This window comes from Streptacidiphilus albus JL83, from assembly GCF_000744705.1.
In the GTDB taxonomy this organism is placed as follows: domain Bacteria; phylum Actinomycetota; class Actinomycetes; order Streptomycetales; family Streptomycetaceae; genus Streptacidiphilus; species Streptacidiphilus albus.
In genome coordinates this window covers 6,413,617-6,433,518 of sequence record NZ_JQML01000001.1, presented here as the reverse complement: position 1 = coordinate 6,433,518, position 19,902 = coordinate 6,413,617, and the positions used below count along the sequence as shown (strand labels likewise).

Sequence of the window (19,902 nt, the reverse complement as noted above, 5' to 3'; positions counted from 1 at the left end):
ACCGATGACGGTCGGCGGGGCCCGGCTGCTTTCAGCAGGCCCCGCCCTGAGCGAGCCTGCTTTCAGCGGGCCCGCAGCGGCGGCGCCGAGGCGTCGATGGACGCCAGCGAGCGCCGCACCTGGTTCCGGTCCGTGGTGTACCAGAAGTCCGGCATGGAGGAGCGGAAGAAGCCGCCGTAGCGGGCCGTGGCCAGCCGGGAGTCGAGCACCGCGACCACCCCCCGGTCGTCCGCCGCCCGGATCAGCCGCCCCGCCCCCTGCGCCATCAGCAGCGCCGCGTGGGTCGCCGCGACGGCCATGAAGCCGTTGCCGCCGCTCTCCTCGACCGCCTTCTGCCGGGCGCTCATCAACGGGTCGTCGGGCCGCGGGAACGGGATCCTGTCCATCACCACCAGCTGACAGGCCGAGCCGGGGACGTCCACGCCCTGCCACAGCGACAGCGTGCCGAACAGGCAGCTGTCGGCGCCGGCGGCGAAGGTGCGGATCAGCTCTCCGAGAGTGTCCTCGCCCTGCAGCAGGATCTCGCCGGGAACCCGCTCGCGCAGCGCCTCGGCCGCGGTCTGCGCGGCCCGCATCGAGGAGAACAGGCCCAGGGTGCGTCCGCCGGCCGCCTGGATCAACTCGGCCAGCTCGTCCAGCATGGCCGGCCGGTCGGGCTCGCGCCCCGGCGGCGGCAGGTGCCGGGCCACGTAGAGGATGCCCTGCCGGGGGTAGTCGAAGGGCGAGCCGACGTCCATCCCCCGCCACAGCGGAGTGCCCTCCGGCGCCTCCTTGGCGGCTGCGGCCAGCCCGTCCGGCAGCCGCCCCTCGGGGCCGAGGCCGAGCGACAGCGCCACCCCGTTGAAGTCCCCGCCGAGCTTCAGCGTCGCCGAGGTCAGCACCACCGAGCGTTCCTTGTACAGGTTCTCCCGGAGCAGTCCGGAGACGCTCAGCGGCGCCACCCGCAGCGAGGAGGTGCCGGCCCCGAAGCGGTCGTTGTTCTCGATCCAGAGCACGTCGTAGACGGAGCCCTCGAGCATCCGGTCGGTCGTGTCGTGGATCGTCTCCAGCGAGGCCAGCGCCTGCTTGCGAACCGCGTCCTCGTCGGTGACGCCCTTGTCGCGCACCTCGCCGATGGAGGTGATGACCGAGCGGCAGGCGTCGCGGATCGCCGCGACCGCATAGCCGATGTTCTCCGGCAGCTCCTCGACCCGGCCGGGCTGGGCGATCTCCATCAGCCCGTGGAAGTTCTCGGCGGCGCCCTGGAGCGCGTCCACCGTCTTCTCGTTGGCGAGCTTCGCGGCGCGCTTCACCGCCCGGTTGACCGCCCCGGTGGTGAGTTCGGCGGTGGCGATCCCGGTGACCCGGGAGACCAGCTCGTGGGCCTCGTCGACGATCAGCAGCTCGTGCTCGGGCAGCACCGGCGCGCCTTCGAGGGCGTCGATGGCCAGCAGCGCGTGGTTGGTGACGACGACGTCGGCGAGCTTGGCGCGCTCGCGGGCGGCCTCGGCGAAGCACTCCCCGCCGTATGGGCAGCGGGTCGCGCCCAGGCACTCCTTGGAGCTGACCGACATCTGCGCCCAGGCGCGGTCCGAGACGCCGGGCGACATGTCGTCCCGGTCCCCGGTCTCGGTCTCGTCGGCCCAGTCGCGGAGCCGGACGACGTCCTGGCCGAGCTTGCTGCTGGGCCCGCCGAGGACCTCCGCCGGGTCGAACAGGCCCTCGCCCTCGTCGCTCGGGGCGCCCTCGTGGACCCGGTGCAGGCAGAGGTAGTTGGAGCGGCCCTTGAGCATGGCGAACTGCGGGGTGCGGCGCAGCTGCGGCTGCAGTGCCTTGACCATGCGCGGCAGATCGCGTTCGACCAGCTGGCGCTGGAGCGCGAGGGTCGCGGTGGCGACCACGACCCGGTCGCCGTGGGCGAGCGCGGGAACCAGGTAGGCGAGGGACTTGCCGGTCCCGGTGCCGGCCTGGACCAGCAGCTGCTCGCCGGACTCGACGGCGGCGGCCACGGCCTCGGCCATGGCGACCTGTCCCGGGCGTTCCACGCCGCCGACGGCGGTGACGGCGGCGTGCAGCAGCTCGCGCAGTCGGCTCGACGGAAGCGGCGCGGAGTCCGGCCCGGGAGCGGCTGCCGCCTCGGCTGCCACCTCGGTTACGGCTTCGGCGGTGGCCTCGGCGGTGGCGGCCGGGTCCGGGGTCGCCGGGTCCGCGGCGTCGGGGTCTGCGGGTGCGGGGTTCATCCCCCGGGGAGGCACTGTAGTCATGGCCTGCCCAGGGTAGACGGAGCCACTGACAACCGTGGGCGGTCCAGCGCGGCCTCACGGCGCGGACCGACCGGGGCGGTGAGCGAGGGGTCGGCCAGCACCGGTTCCCCGGCCCGTACCGAGGCCAGCACGGCCGGGTCGAACGAGGCGGTGGCGAGCCCCGGATCGGCGGTTTCCGCGTCCGCGAGCAGGTGGCCGTCGGGCCCCCAGACGGCGCTGCCGCCGCACCCCCGGTACGGTCCTGACGGACTGTTGTGGTTGGCCAGCACCACGTAACAGGTGTTGTCGAGGGCGCGCGCCGGGAAGACGGTCGCGCGCTGGTGCGCCCCCGGGCCCTCGCCGAACATCGCGCCGACGAGGTAGCCGTGGCACCCGTCGAGGGCGGCCGCGCGGGCGTGCTCGGGGAAGCCGGAGTCCCAGCAGATGCCGAGCCCCAGCCGCCAGCCGTCGAGGGTGACGGTGCACCCGCCGGGTCCGGACGCGAATCCGGCGGCCCGCTCGCCAGGGGTCACGTGCTGCTTGTCGTAGCGGGCGGCGAGGCCGCCGGTCCGGTCCAGGACCAGTGCCGAGATGTACAGCTCGCCGCGGCCGGCGTCCTGACCCGGTCGGGCCTGACCCGGTCGGGCCTGGGCCGGCGGAGCCAGCACCGGCGCGCCGACGACGACTGCGGTGCGGGTGTCGGCGCAGACGGCGGCGAGCGGGTCGAGTCTGGGGTCGTCCGGACCCAGCGCCCGGCTCGCCGGATCGGCGGTGATACCGGGGAGTTCGTAGCCGGTGAGGAAGAGTTCGGGCAGGACCACCAGGTCGGTGCCCCGGTCGGCGGCCCGGCGGACGAGGGTGGCGGCGATGGCGACGTTGGCCGGTATGTCGAGGGCGGTGACCCGGGCCTGGGCAGCGGTCACGGTCAACGGTGCGGCGGGGAGCTCCATGGATGATCAGAATAGTCCGCGGCCGCGGGCGACCGCCGAGGTCAGCCGGGGGTCAGCCGGGGGTCGGCAGCAGCGGCGGCGCGGCGGCGGCCGGGTGCGGGACCGGGTACGGGGCCGGATCCGGGGCAGTGTCCGGCGCGGGCACGCCGAAGGTGGTCCAGGCGGTGCGGGCGGGGAGCCGGTGCACCGGGCGCCCGGCGACGGCGTTGAGGATGGTGGCGGCACGGTGCGCGCCCAGGCCGAGGTCCGGGGTGCCGACGCCGTGGGTGTGGAGTTCGGCGTTCTGGACGTACAGCCCGGCCGTGACCCGGGGGTGGAGGCCGACCCGGTGGTTCAGGTCGACCCGGAAGCGGCCCTGTTCGTCCCAGTCGACCAGTGCGGACAGCGGGTCGAGCAGTGCGGGGCGACGGGCGGCGTAACCGGTGGCCATGATCAGCGCGTCGGTGCGGAGGGTGTGTGCGGTGCCCGTCTGCCGGTGGTGGCAGTCGAGCACGAGTCCGCCGTCGGGTCCCGGCCGGGCTGCGGTGACCTCGGTGTCGGGCAGGATGTCGGCGTCGGCCGGGGCCCCGCCGGTGGTCCGGTCGTAGAGCGATTCGTGGATCGCGGCCAGAGTCTCGGTGCTGGCGGCCTTGTAGAGCTGCCACTGCTCCGGCAGCAGCCGGTCGCGGACGTCCGGGGGCAGGGCGTGGAAGTAGCGGGTGTAGTCCGGGGTGAAGTGCTCCAGGCCGAGCTTGGAGTACTCCATCGGCGCGATGGCCCGGCTGCGGGTGAGCCAGCGCAGGTGCGGGGCGGGTCGGTCGCCGCGACGGCGGAGCAGGTCCAGGTAGACCTCGGCGCCCGACTGTCCGGACCCGAGGACGGTGATGTCGGCTGCGCCGTCCATGGAGTGACGGAAGCTCAGATAGTCCTCCGCGTGCCGGACCAGGCCCGCCCGGTGCAGCGAGGCCAGCGCCGGCGGGACGACGGGCTCGGTGCCGACGCCGAGGACGAGGTTGCGGGCGGGCACGGTGCTGCCGTCGGGCAGGCCGACCCGGAAGAGCTGTTCCCGCTCGTCCCAGCCGACGGCCCGGACGGCGCTGCCGAAGCGGCAGTTGGGGAGGTGGAGCGAGGCCCAGCGGCAGTAGTGCTCGTACTCGCGTCGGGAGAGGTGGGTCTGCTCGGCGAAGTAGAACGGGAACAGCCGGTCGTGGGCGCGCAGGTACGCGAGGAAGGACCAGCGGCTGGTGGGGTCGACCAGGCTGACCAGGTCGGCCAGGAACGGCACCTGCATCCGGGCGCCGTCCAGCAGCAGCCCGGGGTGCCAGCGGAACTCGGGCCTGGCCTCGAGGAAGAGGCTGCGCAGTCCGGGCACCCCGTCGGCGAGCGCGGCGAGGGAGAGGTTGAACGGGCCGATGCCGACGCCGACCAGGTCGTACGGGACGACGGCGGGTCCGGTGCCGGTGGATCCGGCGGCGGTCGGTCCGGCGGCGGTCGGTCCGGCGGCGGTGTGCCGCGCGCGGCGCGGGACGAGGCGGTGCGGGGTGAGCGGCTGGGCGCGGGAGCCGGGATCGGGGGCAGGGTCGGGGGCGGTGAGGTCCACGGTGACGACGGCTTTCGAGCGGGAGGCGGGCGGGCTGCAGGTGCGGGGCCGAAGCCCCTCGGACAGGGTCAGCGGCGGTCGTAGACCAGCAGGGCGGCGTGCTTGCCGGGCAGCGGCAGGTCCCGGTCGTGCCGGAACCCCGCCTTGAGGAAGGCGTGCATGGACGGGACGTTGCGGATGTCCGGCTCGGCGACCACCCGGCGGGCGTCGTGCCGCTCGCGCAGCACGCGTTCGGCCACGGCCCGCAGCAGCACGCTGCCGATCCCCCGGCCCCGGGTGTCGGCCGGGCCGAGCAGCAGGTGCAGCCCGGTGTCGTGCGGACGCGACGGGTAGTGCAGCGCGATCGGGTCGAGGTCCGCCCGGTACACCTCCCAGTAGCTCATCGGCACGCCGTCGAGCAGCCCCAGGCAGGGGACGCTGCGCCCGTCGCCGTCGAGCTGGACCCGGATATGGTGCTCGGTCAGCTCCTTGGGGCCGGCCAGCTCCCAGAAGGCGGCGATGTCGGGGTCGTTCATCCAGCCGGCCACCTGCGCGAGGTCGCGCGGCAGCCGTACCGGCTGGAGCCGGAACTGTCCGACCGAGGTGTCCATCACTCCCCAGCGCGGCACCCCGTCCAGCAGGTCCGCGCCGTGGAGCCGGAGCGCGGCGCGGACCCGGCCGGCCCCTGTGCCGGAACCGCCCGGCCGGGACGGGCGGCCGGAGCGGACGCGGGCGCGGCCGCCGGAGCAGGCACGGACGGAGCAGGCACCGACGCAGCGGGCGCAGTGGGCGGGGCGGGGCCGGGCCCGCGCCGTCCGGCGGGAGGTGGCGGTTCACGGGGCGACTCCGGCGGTCTCGCGGGAACGGGTGGCGACGAGCGGGTTGCCGAGGGCGACGTAGACGGACTGGGTCTCGACCGGTCCGACCAGCTCGTCCAGGCCGTGCAGCCGGGTGAGCAGGTTGGCCTTGCAGCGCAGCACCGGGGCGTCCAGCAGCAGTTCGGGCAGGGAGGAGCGGCAGTCGGCGACGGCCCGGCCGGCCAGGAACCGGCGCAGCGCCGCGAGCAGCACCCGCTCGTCGACGAGCCGCTGCGAGCCGAACGCGCCGACCAGGCCGAGCAGGTTGTTGATGCCCAGGTAGTAGGCGAAGCGCTCGTCGGCGACGGCGTCGGGCACGAAGGTGTCGCTGGCGGCGCCGAGCCCGGGAAGCCGGGCCCGCAGTGCGGCCGTCCGGGACTCGCGGAAGTAGTAGCCCTGGTTGTCCCGGTAGCGGCCGCCGACCGGCCAGCCCTGGGCGTCGAGCAGCACCAGGGTGTTCTGCTGGTGGGCCTCCAGCGCGATCCCGGCGTGGCCGTCCAGCCAGAGCACCGGCAGCACCACCGCGTGCAGGTAGCGGAGGAACCATTCGGCGGCGACGGTCGGCCCGGACCGGCCGGTGCGTCCGGCCAGCTCGCCCACCAGCGCGCCGAGGCGGGACGCCACCGGCGCCCCGGCGACCAGCCCGGCCAGGCAGCGGACCCGGTCACGGGGCCCGAAGGGGTTGCTCCGGATCACCGTGTCCAGGCCGCTGGGCAGCGCGGGGTCGCGTCCGGGCAGGTCGGCGCCGATCCAGGCGGGGTCGCGGACGATGTCGAAGCCTGGGTGGGCGGCCCGCCACTCCGCCCCCAGCCCGGCCGGGAGACCGGCCTCCAGCAGCCGGTGCACCTCCAGGCCCCGGTGCAGCTCCTTGCGCAGGTTCTCCCGGCGGGAGTTGGTGATCGACAGTCCCAGCGAGAGCTTGAGCATGTACGGGACGTCGGGTCGGTAGACGGTGCGCAGCGAGGAGGTCGGGTACCAGAACGGACCGTGCGGGCCGAGGTCGTGCAGCCGCCCGGCGGAGAGCAGCCCGGCAACGTCAGGACGCTGCGTCAGTTCCCGTGCCTGCCAAGGATGCAGCGGCAGGGCGGTGGTGCCGGAGGGCAGCGGCGGGGCCAGCGCGGCGGTGATCGCGGCGGCCTCCTCCGGCAGCGCCGAGTCCCCGGCGGCGAGGGCGTTCTCCACCGCGAACCAGTGCAGCCGGTGCGCGCCGCGCAGTTCGGGCGAGTAGGCGGCGGTCTCTGCCTCCCCCAGCCCCTCCCGGCTCTTGGGAGTGGGATGCAGCGGGTGGCCGAGCAGCAGGTCCTGCTCGGACTCCAGGAACGGCGCGGTGCCGGGTGCGGGCAGCGGGGCGTCGCGGCGGTCGGCGAGGAACCGGGCGGTGCGCCGGACCGAGTCCGCGACCCGCCCGGCGAGTTCGGCGGTCCGGCGGACGGCGTCGTCGCCTGCTCCGCCCCCGTCCGCCCCTTCGCCCGCGCGGGCCGCACCGGCCTCGCGGGCCAGCAGGGCGGCCACGGTCACCGCGTCGACCGGATGACCCGGGCCGGGTTCCGCGCTCAACCGGGCGCGGCCGAAGCGGTGCCAGCCGCTCGGCGACCAGTGGCGGACCGGCACCACCAACCGCAGTTCCTCGCCGAGGGCGATCCGCAGGGTGGAGCCGGGCGGCTCGGCGAGGCCGGTCTCCCGGATCCAGCAGCGGAGCAGGTTCTCGGTGGCGGCGCTGTCGGCGGCGACCACGGCGTCCGGGTGCAGCAGCGGGTCCTCGGGGCCGCTCTCGTCGACAGGTTCGACCCGGCTCTCGCCACAGGTCTGGGCCGGCAGTCCGCCGGTCGCAGCGGTGCTCACTGGTGGGTCTCCTGCTCTTCTTCTGCCCCGGCCGCGAGGACGAGCCCCAGCAGGCGGTCGAGGTCGGCTTCGGTGGTGTGCGGGTTGAGCAGGGTGAGTTTCAACCGCACTCCGCCGTCCGCGAGTTCGGTGCGGCCGACAACGGCGCGACCGGCGGCCAGCAGCCGTCGGCGCAGCCCCGCGTTGATCCGGTCGGCCTGCCCGGCCTGCCCGGCCTCCGGCGGGAGGTAGCGGAAGAGGACGGTGGTGAGCACCGGTTCGGCGACCAGTTCGAGGCGCGGTTCGGCGGCGATCCGGGCAGCGGCGTACCGGGCGAGGTCGTGGCAGCGGTCGACCAGCGCGCCCAGCCCCTCCCGGCCGAGGCTGCGGAGGGTGACCGCGACCTTGAAGGCGTCCGGTCGCCGGGTGGTCCGCAGCGATTGGCCGAGCAGCGAGGTGTAGCCGGCCTCCTCGTCGTCGACCGGGTTGAGGTAGACCGCCCGCTGCCCGAGCGGCGCGAGCAGCGAGCTGTCGCGCACCAGCAGCACCCCGGCGGCGATCGGCTGCCAGCCGAGCTTGTGCAGGTCCAGGCCGATGCTGTCGGCGAGGCCGAGGCCGTCCAGCAGCGGGGCGAGCCCTCGGGAGAAGAGCGCTCCCCCGCCGTAGGCGGCATCCACGTGCAGCCGGACTCCGTGGCGGGAGGTGACGGCGGCGACGGCCCGCAGCGGGTCGATCGCGCCGAGGTCGGTGGTCCCGGCGGTGGCGACCACGCACATCGGGGTCCGGCCCTCGGCGCGGGCGTCGGTGAGCGACCAGTCCAGCACCCGGGGGTCCATCCGGCCGCCGGTGTCGGTGTCGATCGGCACCACGGAGTCCGGGGCGAGTCCGAGGACGGCGGCGGCCCGCGCCACCGAGAAGTGCGCGGCGGCGGAGCAGTGGACGGTGAGCCGGTCGGCGGGGTGCCGGGCGCGGGGCAGCGCGTCGCGGGCGAGCAGCAGCCCGGTGAGGTTGGAGGCGGTGCCGCCGGTGGTGAACACCCCGTCAGCGGCCTCCGGGCGCGGGTGGCCGACCAGTGCGGCCAGGGTGTGGATCACGGCGCGCTCGACCGAGGTGGCCCCGGGCGCCTGGTCCCAGGAGTCGAGCGAGGGGTTGAGCGCGGAGGCGGCGAGGTCGGCGGCGACGGCCACGGCCAGCGGCGGGACATGGAGGTGGGCGGCGCAGTCCGGGTCCGCCGGGTCGGCGGCGGTGGCGGCCAGGGCCTCGGTCAACTGCCGCAGGGCGTCCGGGTCGCCGCGTTCGGGCAGCAGGGTGTCCGGGTCGAGCAGCTCGGCCAGACCGGCGGCGACCTCGGCGGGTCCGCCGGACGGCAGCGGACCGCCGCGCCGGGCGGCTCCGGCCCGGAGCGCGTCGAGGGCCACCGCCAGCAGCGGTCCGAGCGCGTCCGGCCCGGCCCGGCCCCCGGCGAGCGGCGCGAGCGCTGCGACCGGCCGCTCCGGTCCGTCGGCGGCGCCGCTCACCGGTCACCGCCCTGGCGCGGCAGTACGCCGGTGTCCGCCGCCGGGCCCGGCCCGCCCGCCGTCGCCGCCCGGATCGCTTCCGCCAGCCGCTCGAAGACGGCGTCGGCCTGTTCGTCGGTCATGGTGAGCGGGGGCAGCAGCCGGACCACGCTGCCGTGGCGGCCGCCGAGTTCGACGATCAGGCCGCGCCGCAGCGCCTCCGCCCGGACCGCCGAGGCGAGGGCGGGCGCGGCCGGCCTGGTACCCCGGGGGTCCGGTTCGGCGTGGGCGTCGACCAGCTCCACGCCCAGCATCAGACCTCGCCCGCGGACCTCGCCGATGGCGGCGAACTCGGACATCAGGCCGCGCAGCCGACCGGCCAGCCACTCGCCGAGCAGCGCCGCCCGGGCGGCCAGGCCGTGTTCCCTGACATGGCGGAGGGTGGCGGTCCCGGCGGCCATGGCCAGCTGGTTGCCGCGGAAGGTCCCGGCGTGCGCCCCCGGCGCCCAGACGTCGAGCTCGCCCCGGTAGACGATGGCGGCGAGCGGCAGGCTGCCGCCGATCGCCTTGGAGAGGACCATCACGTCCGGAATGATCCCGGAGTGCTGGACGGCCCAGAAGGCGCCGGTCCGGCCGACCCCGGTCTGCACCTCGTCGACGATCAGCGGGACGGACCGCTCCCGGGTGAGCCGGCGCAGGGCGCGCAGCCAGTCGTCGGGCGCCGGGATCACCCCGCCCTCGCCCTGCACCGCCTCGACGATCATCCCGGCCACGGGTTCGATCCCGGCCTTGGGATCGTCCAGCAGGGACGCCGTCCAGTGGGCGGAGAGCCGGGCCGCCTCCGGGCCGCCGACGCCGAAGGGGCAGCGGTAGTCGTAGGGGAAGGGCAGCCGGACCGGCTGCTGAACCGTTCCCGCTAAGCCCGCCCGCACCGCGTTGTCGCCGCCCGCGGCCAGCGCGCCCGCGGTCATCCCGTGGTAGGCCCCGGTGAAGGCCAGCAGCCCGGAGCGCCCGGTGGCGGTGCGGACCAGCTTCAGCGCGGCCTCGACGGCGTCCGTGCCGGCCGGTCCGCAGAACTGGATCCGGGCGTCCCGGGCGAACTCCGGCGGGAGGCTCGCCAGCAGCTCGGTGGTGAAGGCGTCCTTGACCGGGGTGGCGAGGTCCAGCACCTGCAGCGGGGCGCCGGAGTCCAGCAGCTCCCGGATGGCCCGGAGCACCACCGGGTGGTTGTGGCCCAGGGCCAGCGTGCCCGCGCCGGAGAGGCAGTCGAGGTAGCGCCGGCCGTCGGCGCCCTCCACCGTCATCCCCCGGGCGCGGACCGGGACCACGGGCAGGGAACGGGCGTAGGTCCTGGCGGCGGACTCCCGGGCGGCCTGACGGCCGAGCAGGGCCTCGGGGGCGGCGGACGGGGCCGGTTCGGCGGACAGCGTCACGGCGGCGGTTCCTCCTCGCTGTACGGGTGCCGGCGGAGACGGCACCCCTTGGTGTAACGACCAAGAGGCCCGTTGATCACGCCCGCCCGCGTCCCAATCCTGTCCCGGAACGGGACGCCGACTGCCCGTCCCGGAACGGGACGCGTGCCCGGACGCACGCGGAACGGCCGGTGGCCGCACCCTCACCAGGAGGGTGCGGCCACCGGCCGTTCCGGTTCGAGCGCGAACGCCGGGGTCAGCCCGCCGACGCCGCCACCGCGAAGCTCTCCAGCTCCGCCGCGAGGTCCGGCAGGACCCGGGCCTTGAGCAGCGTCCCCTCGCCGGTGTGCTCCTCGGACAGCACCTCGCCGTCCTGGTGCACCCGGGAGACCAGGGCGCCCTGGGTGTACGGGACCAGGGCCAGCACCTCGACCGAGGGCCGGGGCAGCTCGTCCTCGATCAGCCGCAGCAGCTCGCCCATGCCCTGCCCGGTGCGGGCGGAGACGACGATGGCGTGCGGCTCGCGGCGCAGCAGCCGCTGGAGGACCTCCGGGTCCGCCGCGTCCGCCTTGTTGATCACCACGATCTCCGGGACGTTCTGCGCGTCGACCTCCACGATGACCTCGCGGACGGCGGCGAGCTGAGCCTCGGGCTCCGGGTGCGAGCCGTCGACCACGTGCAGGATCAGGTCGGCGTCCCCGACCTCCTCCATGGTCGAGCGGAAGGCCTCGACCAGGTGGTGCGGCAGGTGCCGGACGAAGCCGACGGTGTCGGCCAGGGTGTAGACCCGGCCGCCGGGCGTCTCCGCCCGCCGGACCGTCGGGTCCAGCGTGGCGAACAGCGAGTTCTCGACCAGCACCCCGGCCCCGGTGAGCCGGTTGAGCAGCGAGGACTTGCCGGCGTTGGTGTAGCCGGCGATGGCCACCGAGGGGACCTGGTTGCGCCGGCGCTCCTGCCGCTTGGTGTCGCGGCCCTTCTTCATGTCGACGATCTCCCGGCGGAGCTTCGCCATCTTCTCGCGGATCCGCCGCCGGTCGGTCTCGATCTTGGTCTCACCGGGGCCGCGGGTGGCCATGCCACCGCCGCCGCCCGCCGAGGAACCGCCGCCACCACCCATCTGCCGGGAGAGCGAGGCGCCCCAGCCGCGCAGGCGCGGCAGCATGTACTGCATCTGCGCCAGCGAGACCTGGGCCTTGCCCTCACGGGACTTGGCGTGTTGGGCGAAGATGTCCAGGATCAGCGCCGTCCGGTCGACGACCTTGACCTTGACCACGTCCTCCAGGTGGATCAGCTGGCCGGGGCTGAGCTCCCCGTCGCAGACCACCGTGTCGGCGCCGGTCTCCAGGACGATGTCGCGGAGCTCCTTGGCCTTGCCGGAGCCGATGTAGGTGGCCGGGTCGGGCTTGTCGCGGCGCTGGATCACGCCGTCCAGCACCTCTGAGCCTGCGGTCTCGGCCAGGGCGGCGAGCTCCGCGAGGGAGTTCTCCGCCTCCAGTGCCGTGCCGTCGGTCCAGACGCCGACGAGGACCACCCGTTCCAGCCGGAGCTGCCGGTACTCGACCTCGGTGACGTCCTGGAGCTCGGTGGAGAGCCCGGAGATCCGGCGCAGCGCCGCACGGTCGGTGCGGTCGTACTGGTCGCCGTCGTAGTCGTTGCTGCGGTATCCGCCGCCGAGGGCCCCATCGATTCCCGCGAGGTCCTCGTCCATCAGTGCTTCCGCCCGACGGGGCGCAGAAGTGTCGCGGGGTTCGAATGTGGAGGTCATTGCATCCTTAGGTCGGGTCCGCCCGGCGCGGGTCAATCGTCGCTGCGGGATCAGTCATGCGTCTTCTCTGTCGAGAACGTCGCGGCGCGGCCGTGAATTCCCGACGCGGACGATGGTCGCACGGCTGCTCCCAGGAGGTCATCCCCATTTTCCGGGTCAGGTACGCCGTCCCCCTCCGGTACCCGGGCGGCGGGCCGCTCCGGCCCGCCCTGCGGCCCGGCCCGGTAGACGTCGTACACGCCGGGCACCCGCAGCATCACCCGCATCAGCTCGGGCAGCGCCCCGGCGTCGGGGAGCTCCACCGTGTAGGTGTGCCGGACCCGGAGCTCCTGCGGGGGCTCGACCGAGGCGGAGACGATGTCGACGCCGATCGCCGACATCGCCGCGGTGAGGTCGGCCAGCAGCCGGGGCCGGCCGAGGGAGTCGGCCTGGACGGTGGCCCGGTAGCCGACCGGGGCCGGGTCCCCGGCCCAGCTGACCTCGACCGGCGGTTTGCCCCGGTCGGCCATGTCGGCGCCGATCCGGCAGTCGCTGCGGTGCACGGCCACGGCGCCGCCCCGGATGGCGAAGCCGATCACCGGGTCCGGCGGGACGGGGGTGCAGCAGCGGGCGAGCCGGGCCGGGGCGTCGGGCATTCCGACGGCGGTCACCCGGACCGCCGGCGGCGGTCCGGGCCGTTGCGGCTCCGGGCGCGCCGGGTCGGCCGTGCGCGGCGGTCCGAGCAGCGGCCCGGCCGGCAGCCGCTCCGGCTCCGGCTCCGGCTCGGGGTGCCCGGCGATCCAGCGCTCGATGGCGATCCGGGCGGCCGGGGTGCGGGCGTGGGCCAGCCAGCCGGCGGCCGGGCCGCCCGGCTCGCCGGACTCGGTGAGGATGTCGACCGAGTCGCCGTCGTGCAGCACGGTGGACAGGGCGGCGAGCCGACCGTTCAGCCGGGCGCCGATACATCGGTGGCCGACCTCCTCGCCGAGGGCGTAGGCGACGTCCACGCAGCTCGACCCGACCGGGAGTTGGAGCGTCCGGCCGCCCTCGGTGACGACGGTGAGCTCGCCGTCGCCGGAGAGGTCGGCGGTGAGCACCGACCAGAAGGTGTCGGCGTCCGGGGTCTCCCGCTGCCAGTCGAGCAGCCGGGACAGCCAGCCGGGCCGGGCCGGGTCGGTGCGGTCCAGTTCGTCCCGCTCGCGCTCGGCGACCGGGCCGGCCGACTCCTCGGCCGCGCGGGCGGCGGGGGTCTCCAGCGCCACCACGCCGAACTCGGCCACGGCGTGCATCCGCGCGGTGCGGACCAGGACCTCGGCCACCCCGCCCGCACCGGTGGTGACGGCGGTGTGCAGCGACTGGTAGAGGTTGAACTTGGGGCCGGCGATGAAGTCCTTGAACTCGCCCGGCAGCGGCGTCCAGCAGGTGTGCAGCTCGCCCAGGACCGCGTAGCAGTCGGCGTTCTCCTCGACCACGACCAGCAGTCGGCCGAAGTCGCAGGGGGTCACCTCGGCCCGGCTCAGCAGCACCCGGTGCATGGAGACGCAGTGCCGCGGACGGACCGTCACCTCGGCCTGGATCCTGGCCTCGCGCAGCTGTCGGCGCAGCCGCCCGGCGAACTCGACCAGCGGGTCCCCCGACTCGGCCGCGGCGGCCTCGCGGGCGACGATCAGATCGCGGGTCCGGGCGTACTCCTCGGGGTGGAGGGTGGCCAGGACGATGTCCTCCAGCTCGGTCTTGACCACCTGGATGCCCAGCCGCTCGGCCAGCGGGATCAGCACGTCGCGGGTGACCTTGGCGATCCGGACCTGGCTGGCCGGCTTCATGTGCCGGATGGTGCGCATATTGTGCAGCCGGTCGGCGAGTTTGATCACCATCACCCGGACGTCCTCGCCGGTGGCGAGCAGCATCTTGCGGAAGGTCTCGGCCTCGGCGGCGGCGCCGAAGTCGACCTTCTCCAGTTTGGTGACGCCGTCGACCAGGTAGGCGACCTCGTCGCCGAAGCCCTCGCGGACCTGATCGAGCGTCACCGCGGTGTCCTCGACCGTGTCGTGGAGCAGCGAGGCGACCAGGGTGGTGGTCTCCGCCCCGAGCTGGGCCAGGATCATGGTGACCGCGAGCGGGTGGGTGATGTAGGGCTCGCCGCTCTTGCGGGTCTGCCCCCGGTGGGAGGCCTCGGCGACCTGGTAGGCGCGGCCGAGCAGGGCCAGGTCGGCCCGCGGATGGTGGGCGCGGTGCGCCCGGACCACCGGCTCCAGGGCGTCGGCGAGCTGCGGCCGGGCGCCCCCGGCGAGCAGCGCGGCGAACCCGGCGCGGCCCAGCCCGGAGCGGGCCCGGGCGCGGCGCAGCGCGCCGCCGCCGCGCGGGTCCGCGGTCGGTGGCGAGACGGTTCTGCGACCGTCCAGCGGGATGACGGGTGGGATGACGGGAAGATCACCGGCATTGATGTTCATGCGCACCTCCGGCAGCGATCACCGGAGTGGGCAGGCACCCCGATGGTCCATCCTACCGAGTGCAACACGCTGGGCGACGCCGTATGTTCCCAACGTCACTTTGATCACCCGTTCGGGGGATTTGAAACCCCGCTGATCTGGCAAGGCTTCAAGGTTGCGGCCAACGGGTGCTGCCGGACCGGAGCGTTGCCGGACCGGAGTGCTACCGGACCGGGGCGGCGGTCAGCAGTCCGAGGTCGACCTCGCCCTCGGCCAGCACCACCGCCGGACCGGTCATCTCGACCGTGCCGTCCGGCAGTTCGGTGATCAGCAGGCGTCCGCCGGGCAGGTCCACGGTGTAGCTCTCCGGGCGTCCGGTCAGCGCCGGGTCCACGCCGTCCCGACGGGCGGCGGCGACCATGACCGCACAGGCGCCGGTGCCGCAGGAGCGGGTCTCGCCGGAGCCGCGCTCGTGCACCCGCATGGCCACGTGCCGGGGCCCCCGGTCGACCACGAACTCGACGTTGACTCCGGCCGGGTAGGCCTCGGCCGGGGTGACCGGCGGCGGCGCCAGCAGCGCGCCGGCGTGGGCCAGGTCCTCGACGAAGGCGACCGCGTGCGGATTGCCCATGTTGACGTTGCGGGCCGGCCACTGCCGCTCCCCCACGGTCACCACGATGCCGTCCGGTCCCGGCAGTTGGGCCCGGCCCATGCGCACGGTGACCGCGCCCGGCCCCTCCGGGCCGTCCGCCGCGACCCGCACCGGGCGGATCCCGGCCCGGGTCGCCACCGCGAACTCGCCGGTCCGGGCGAGCCCGGCCCGGACCAGGTAGCGGGCGAAGACCCGGAGGCCGTTGCCGCACATCTCGGCGATGCTGCCGTCGCCGTTGCGGTAGTCCATGAACCACTCGGCCTCGTCGGCCATGGCCAGGGCCTCGGGGTGGGCGGCGGAGCGGACGACGCGCAGCACGCCGTCGGCGCCGAGTCCGGCCCGCCGGTCGCACAGCCGGGCGACGGTCTCCGGCGGGAGGTCGATCGCGCCCTCCGGGTCGGGCAGGATCACGAAGTCGTTCTCCGTGCCGTGTCCCTTGAGAAACCGCAGGCCCTTCACCATGTCGCTCACAACCCCGATCCTACGGGGTGCCCCTGAACTGCTAGGAGCTGGCGGCGGTGGGTCAGCCGCTGATCCGGGCGACCCGGAGCAGCGCCAGTGCCAGCAGGAAGCCGGCCGCACCGGTGTAGACCAGCAGGACCCGCCAGTCGGCCGTCCGTCCGGAACCGCTCCTGGGCAGGCCCGGCCAGGTGTAGCCGGCCCGCCGGGTTGCCATCGCGCCCCAGCCGGCCGAGGCGGCCGTCAGCAGCAGCCCGAGCATGCCGACCACGGCGCCGCCGCCGCCGGACTCGAAGGCCAGCGGGAAGGCGAACATCAGTGAGCCGAAGGTGGCCACCGCGAGGATCGGGATGATCTGCCAGACCCTCAGCCGGCCCTCGGGGCGCAGCTCGCGCTCGGTCACCGGGCCGGTGTCCAGCGCCTGTCCCAGACCCTGCCCGAGGCCCTGTCCCAGACCGTCGACACCGAGTGAACTCTCGGGCAGTCTATGGATCTCGGGGCCGGTATCCATGGACACGCGGCCTCCCTGGGCGATGGCGACCGGTCGCTTCCGTTCCGGTCTGCTGAGTCTCGACAGCTTGATGATGGCACGTACGCTCAGGCGGACGACGCCCCCGAGGGCGCTGGCGGCGATCCGTGGCCATGCCGTGATCAGCCTGTGACTCCCTGCCTACCGACCGCGCACGCGCACCAGTTCCAATGCCCGCTCCAGCAGCGACTCGGAGGCCTCGCCGGAGGAGCGGGCGAGCCAGTTCACCCGGGTGTCGCGACGGAACCAGGACTCCTGCCGGCGGGCGAACCGGCGGGTGGCGCGCACCGTCTCCTCGCGCGCCTGCGTTTCGCTGCACTCGCCCGCCAGCTGGGCCAGCACCTGCTGGTAGCCGAGCGCCCGCGAGGCCGTCCTGCCCTCCCGCAGACCGGCGCCGACCAGCGCCTCGACCTCCGGCACCAACCCGCAGGCCCACATCCGGTCGACCCGCAGGGCGATCCGCTCGTCCAGCTCGGGACGCGGGACCTGGACCCCGATCTGCACGGTGTCGTACACCGATTCGGGGCCGGGGAGGTTCGCGGTGAAGGAGGCGCCGGTGATCTCCACGACCTCCAGCGCCCGGACGATCCGGCGGCCGTTGCTGGGCAGGATCGCCTGCGCGGCCGACGGGTCCACCGCGGCCAGCCGCCGGTGCAGTTCGCCCGAGCCCCGCTCGGCCAGCTCCGCCTCCAGTCGGGCCCGGACCTCCGGGTCGGTGCCGGGGAACTCCAGTTCGTCGACGGCGGCGCGGACGTACAGCCCCGAGCCGCCCACCAGGACCGGCGTGCGCCCCTGCGCCAGCAGCCCGTCGATGACCCCGCGCGCCATCCGCTGGTACTCGGCGACATTGGCCGCCACCGTGACGTCCCAGACGTCCAGCAGGTGGTGGGTGATCCCGCCCTGCTCCCCGGGGGTGAGCTTGGCCGTGCCGATGTCCATGCCCCGGTAGAGCTGCATCGAGTCGGCGTTGACCACCTCGCCGCCGAGCTCCCGCGCCAGCGCCACGCCGAGGTCGGACTTGCCGGCTGCGGTCGCGCCGACGACGGTGACCACCCGTGGGGCGTGGTCACGGGGATTGCGGGGGATGTTCATGTCAGCAGTCTCCCAAATTCGCGATTCATCCGATGCACGGAGGGACCCGGGCTCGTACGCTATGACCAATGACGGGCGTATTGCCCTGATAACGGGGTATGCCCGGACCCACTACCAAGGAGCCGTCATGGGCCTCGCGGACAACCTGAAGGACGCGCTCGGGCAGGCCAAGGACAAGGCCACCGAGTTCGCCGGCAAGCACAACTCGACCATCGGATCGGGGGTGGACAAGGTCGGCGAGATGGCGGACAAGGCCACCAAGGGCAAGTACAGCGACCAGATCCACTCCGCCGGGGACAAGGCCAAGCAGCAGCTCGACCACCTCGCCGCCGACAAGACGGTGATCCCGGGCGAGACGGTCGACCCGGCGAAGCCCGGGGACGCCCCCGAGCCGCCGCCCGCCTCCTGAGCGGCGGAGCCCTCAGCTCCAGGCGGCGACGAAGTAGCCGACCCCGTACGGCGCCGACTCGTGCAGCAACTCGGCGCCGAACCCGGCCTCCACGGTTCCCGCGGCGCCGGTGAGCACCTGCCAGGGGGCCCGGCCCGAGGCCATCAGCTCGAAGGCCAGCTCGTCGTCCAGGTCGGCCAGCAGGCCCTCGGCGTCCGCCGTGGCCAGGGCGCGGCCGACGCCGGCGTCGAAGCCCTCGGCCCGTTCGTCCAGGTAGCCGGGGGCCTTGACGGTGCGCCGGGCGCTGCCCTCGCCGAGGACCAGCAGGCCGATCCGCTCCGGCGCCAGCGCCAGCTGTCGGCCGTTCTCCGCGCAGAGCGCGGGTTCCAGGTAGTCCGGCACCGCCAGCGCGCGCACCCGTCCGGTCCAGCCGGCCCGCTCCAGCAGCCAGCCGCCGACGGTGAGCGAGGGCGGCAGCGGCTCGGATCCGCTGCCCAGCCGGGTCTCCAGCGCCACCCCGAAGGGCCGCAGGCTGCCGGTGCCGCCCTGCTCGTAGCGTTCGTGCTCCGGTCCGGGGCCGACCACGGCGACGACCTCGGGCCCGGCCGCGAGCAGCGCGCCGAGCGCGGTGTCGCAGGCGGCGCGCAACTCGTCCAGTTCGGGTGCGGCGCCCGAGGCGACCTCGGGGACCAGCAGCGGCGGACAGGGGCAGACGGCGGCGGCGACCAGCATGGGAACGACCCTACCGGTCCCGCCGCGCGGCCCTGCTCCGAATCAGCGACAGCCGGGAGCGTCCGCCACCGGCAGCGGTGCGGGGACGCCGACGCCCGGCAGCCCCAGCATCACCCCGGCCGGCTTCGCGGCCCCGGCCGCCTGCCGCCGCTCCCAGGCGTCGCCGGCCGCGGTCCGCCGGACGGCCAGCGGAGCGCCCTCCGCGAGCAGGTGGTGCGGCGCGGCGTAGGTGATCTCCACGGTGACCGTGTCCCCGGGCCGGGGCCCGGGCAGCGGGCCGCCCTCGGCGGGCCGGGTGAAGTGCACCAGCCGGCTGTCGGGGGCCCGGCCGGAGAGCCGGTCGGCGTGCTGCTGGTCCTTGCGGCCCTCGCCCTCCGCGACCAGCACCTCGACCGTGCGGCCGACCTGCTTCTTGTTCTCCTCCCAGGAGATCTCCTCCTGGAGCGCGACCAGGCGCAGGTAGCGCTCCTGGACCACCGCCTTGGGGACCTGCCCCTCCATCTCGGCCGCCGGGGTCCCGGGCCGCTTGGAGTACTGGAAGGTGTAGGCGTTGGCGAAGCGGGCCTCGCGGACCACGTGCAGGGTCTGCTGGAAGTCCTCCTCGGTCTCGCCGGGGAAGCCGACGATGATGTCGGTGGAGATCGCCGCGTCCGGCATCGCCGCGCGGACCTTCTCGATGATGCCGAGGTAGCGTTCCTGCCGGTAGGAGCGCTTCATGGCGCGCAGCACCGCGTCCGACCCGGACTGCAGCGGCATGTGCAGCTGGTGCATCACGTTCGGGGTCTCGGCCATGGCGGCGATGACGTCGTCGGTGAAGTCCTTGGGGTGCGGCGAGGTGAACCGGACCCGCTCCAGGCCCTCGATCCCGCCGCAGGCGCGCAGCAGCTTGCTGAACGCCTGGCGGTCGCCGATGTCCTGGCCGTAGGCGTTGACGTTCTGGCCGAGCAGGGTGACCTCGACCACGCCCTCGGCCACCAGTGCCTGCACCTCGGCCAGGATGTCGCCAGTGCGGCGGTCCTTCTCCTTGCCGCGCAGGGCCGGGACGATGCAGAAGGTGCAGGTGTTGTTGCAGCCCACGGAGATCGACACCCAGGCCGCGTAGGCGGACTCGCGGCGGGTCGGCAGGGTGGAGGGGAAGACCTCCAGCGACTCCAGGATCTCGACCTGGGCCTCCTCCTGGACCCGGGCGCGCTCCAGCAGCGCCGGCAGGTGGCCGATGTTGTGGGTGCCGAAGACCACGTCGACCCAGGGGGCCTTCTTCACGATGGTCTCGCGGTCCTTCTGGGCGAGGCAGCCGCCGACCGCGATCTGCATCCCCGGCCTGACCGCCTTCACCGAGGCGAGCTGGCCGAGGTTGCCGTAGAGGTGGTTGTCGGCCTTCTCGCGCACCGCACAGGTGTTGAACACCACGACGTCGGCGCCGCCGCCCTCGGGGGCGCGCCGGTAGCCCGCCTCCTCCAGCAGCCCGGACAGCCGCTCGGAGTCGTGGACGTTCATCTGACATCCGTGGGTACGGATCTCGTAGCTTCTGCTCATCTCTGCTGCCTCGCTCACGCCCCCA

At 74.6% G+C, this 19,902-nt stretch carries 15 protein-coding genes; 1 reads left to right on the top strand and 14 read right to left on the bottom strand.

What is annotated here, in order from left to right:
* Positions 1–62: 62 nt before the first annotated feature.
* The 12 genes from BS75_RS28180 to miaA form a co-directional block, all read right to left on the bottom strand.
* A complete protein-coding gene (locus BS75_RS28180; protein WP_231607912.1) occupies positions 63–2,243 on the bottom strand; it encodes an ATP-dependent DNA helicase in 2,181 nt (726 codons plus the stop codon).
* The gene (locus tag BS75_RS28175) at positions 2,240–3,172 is read right to left on the bottom strand and encodes a carbon-nitrogen hydrolase family protein (RefSeq protein WP_042436454.1); all 933 of its coding nucleotides are present in this window, start codon (positions 3,170–3,172) and stop codon (positions 2,240–2,242) included. Before BS75_RS28175 ends, BS75_RS28180 begins: the two co-directional genes overlap by 4 nt.
* Before the next feature lie 52 nt (positions 3,173–3,224).
* Complete coding sequence (locus BS75_RS28170; RefSeq protein ID WP_267970407.1) at positions 3,225–4,751, bottom strand: lysine N(6)-hydroxylase/L-ornithine N(5)-oxygenase family protein; 1,527 nt, start codon at positions 4,749–4,751, stop codon at positions 3,225–3,227.
* A 68-nt stretch (positions 4,752–4,819) separates the two neighbouring features.
* On the bottom strand, positions 4,820–5,341 hold the full coding sequence (locus BS75_RS28165; RefSeq protein WP_052069751.1) for a GNAT family N-acetyltransferase: 522 nt from the start codon (positions 5,339–5,341) through the stop codon (positions 4,820–4,822).
* A 222-nt stretch (positions 5,342–5,563) separates the two neighbouring features.
* A complete protein-coding gene (locus tag BS75_RS28160; protein ID WP_042436448.1) occupies positions 5,564–7,429 on the bottom strand; it encodes an IucA/IucC family protein in 1,866 nt (621 codons plus the stop codon).
* Entirely contained in the window at positions 7,426–8,925 is a 1,500-nt protein-coding gene (locus BS75_RS28155; RefSeq protein ID WP_034090261.1) for a pyridoxal phosphate-dependent decarboxylase family protein, read from the bottom strand. Before BS75_RS28155 ends, BS75_RS28160 begins: the two co-directional genes overlap by 4 nt.
* Positions 8,922–10,337, bottom strand: coding sequence for a diaminobutyrate--2-oxoglutarate transaminase family protein (locus BS75_RS28150; protein ID WP_174515015.1), 1,416 nt, complete (start codon positions 10,335–10,337; stop codon positions 8,922–8,924). The genes BS75_RS28155 and BS75_RS28150 overlap by 4 nt, the downstream gene beginning before the upstream one ends.
* A gap of 235 nt (positions 10,338–10,572) precedes the next feature.
* Complete coding sequence (hflX, locus tag BS75_RS28145; RefSeq protein WP_034090260.1) at positions 10,573–12,081, bottom strand: GTPase HflX; 1,509 nt, start codon at positions 12,079–12,081, stop codon at positions 10,573–10,575.
* A 50-nt stretch (positions 12,082–12,131) separates the two neighbouring features.
* On the bottom strand, positions 12,132–14,510 hold the full coding sequence (locus BS75_RS28140) for a RelA/SpoT family protein (protein ID WP_063771380.1): 2,379 nt from the start codon (positions 14,508–14,510) through the stop codon (positions 12,132–12,134).
* 202 nt (positions 14,511–14,712) lie between these two features.
* Positions 14,713–15,603, bottom strand: a complete 891-nt coding sequence (gene dapF / locus BS75_RS28135; protein ID WP_034093920.1) for a diaminopimelate epimerase — start codon at positions 15,601–15,603, stop codon at positions 14,713–14,715.
* Between the two features lie 61 nt (positions 15,604–15,664).
* The gene (locus BS75_RS28130) at positions 15,665–16,111 is read right to left on the bottom strand and encodes a hypothetical protein (RefSeq protein ID WP_034090259.1); all 447 of its coding nucleotides are present in this window, start codon (positions 16,109–16,111) and stop codon (positions 15,665–15,667) included.
* A 159-nt stretch (positions 16,112–16,270) separates the two neighbouring features.
* Positions 16,271–17,221 carry a tRNA (adenosine(37)-N6)-dimethylallyltransferase MiaA gene (miaA, locus tag BS75_RS28125; RefSeq protein ID WP_034090258.1) on the bottom strand — a complete coding sequence of 317 codons (951 nt, stop codon included), beginning with the start codon at positions 17,219–17,221 and terminating at the stop codon, positions 16,271–16,273.
* A gap of 127 nt (positions 17,222–17,348) precedes the next feature.
* Here miaA and BS75_RS28120 point away from each other — a divergent pair, with 127 nt between their 5' ends.
* Positions 17,349–17,630, top strand: a complete 282-nt coding sequence (locus BS75_RS28120) for an antitoxin (protein WP_034090257.1) — start codon at positions 17,349–17,351, stop codon at positions 17,628–17,630.
* Positions 17,631–17,642: 12 nt separating this feature from the next.
* Here BS75_RS28120 and BS75_RS28115 read toward each other — a convergent pair whose 3' ends face one another.
* Together BS75_RS28115 and miaB are read right to left on the bottom strand one after the other, a co-directional pair.
* Entirely contained in the window at positions 17,643–18,341 is a 699-nt protein-coding gene (locus BS75_RS28115) for a class III extradiol dioxygenase subunit B-like domain-containing protein (RefSeq protein ID WP_034090256.1), read from the bottom strand.
* Between the two features lie 42 nt (positions 18,342–18,383).
* A complete protein-coding gene (gene miaB, locus BS75_RS28110; RefSeq protein WP_034090255.1) occupies positions 18,384–19,877 on the bottom strand; it encodes a tRNA (N6-isopentenyl adenosine(37)-C2)-methylthiotransferase MiaB in 1,494 nt (497 codons plus the stop codon).
* Between the last annotated feature and the right edge of the window lie 25 nt (positions 19,878–19,902).

Excerpts from the sequence above, each read along its gene's own strand:
- BS75_RS28165 (WP_052069751.1), bottom strand. The coding sequence starts at position 5,341 with ATGGACACCTCGGTCGGACAGTTCCGGCTCCAGCCGGTACGGCTGCCG.
- BS75_RS28175 (WP_042436454.1), bottom strand. The coding sequence starts at position 3,172 with ATGGAGCTCCCCGCCGCACCGTTGACCGTGACCGCTGCCCAGGCCCGG.
- miaA (WP_034090258.1), bottom strand. The coding sequence starts at position 17,221 with ATGAACATCCCCCGCAATCCCCGTGACCACGCCCCACGGGTGGTCACC.
- BS75_RS28115 (WP_034090256.1), bottom strand. The coding sequence starts at position 18,341 with ATGCTGGTCGCCGCCGCCGTCTGCCCCTGTCCGCCGCTGCTGGTCCCC.
- BS75_RS28130 (WP_034090259.1), bottom strand. The coding sequence starts at position 16,111 with ATGGATACCGGCCCCGAGATCCATAGACTGCCCGAGAGTTCACTCGGT.
- dapF (WP_034093920.1), bottom strand. The coding sequence starts at position 15,603 with ATGGTGAAGGGCCTGCGGTTTCTCAAGGGACACGGCACGGAGAACGAC.
- BS75_RS28120 (WP_034090257.1), top strand. The coding sequence starts at position 17,349 with ATGGGCCTCGCGGACAACCTGAAGGACGCGCTCGGGCAGGCCAAGGAC.
- BS75_RS28180 (WP_231607912.1), bottom strand. The coding sequence starts at position 2,243 with ATGACTACAGTGCCTCCCCGGGGGATGAACCCCGCACCCGCAGACCCC.
- hflX (WP_034090260.1), bottom strand. The coding sequence starts at position 12,081 with ATGACCTCCACATTCGAACCCCGCGACACTTCTGCGCCCCGTCGGGCG.
- miaB (WP_034090255.1), bottom strand. The coding sequence starts at position 19,877 with ATGAGCAGAAGCTACGAGATCCGTACCCACGGATGTCAGATGAACGTC.
- BS75_RS28140 (WP_063771380.1), bottom strand. The coding sequence starts at position 14,510 with ATGAACATCAATGCCGGTGATCTTCCCGTCATCCCACCCGTCATCCCG.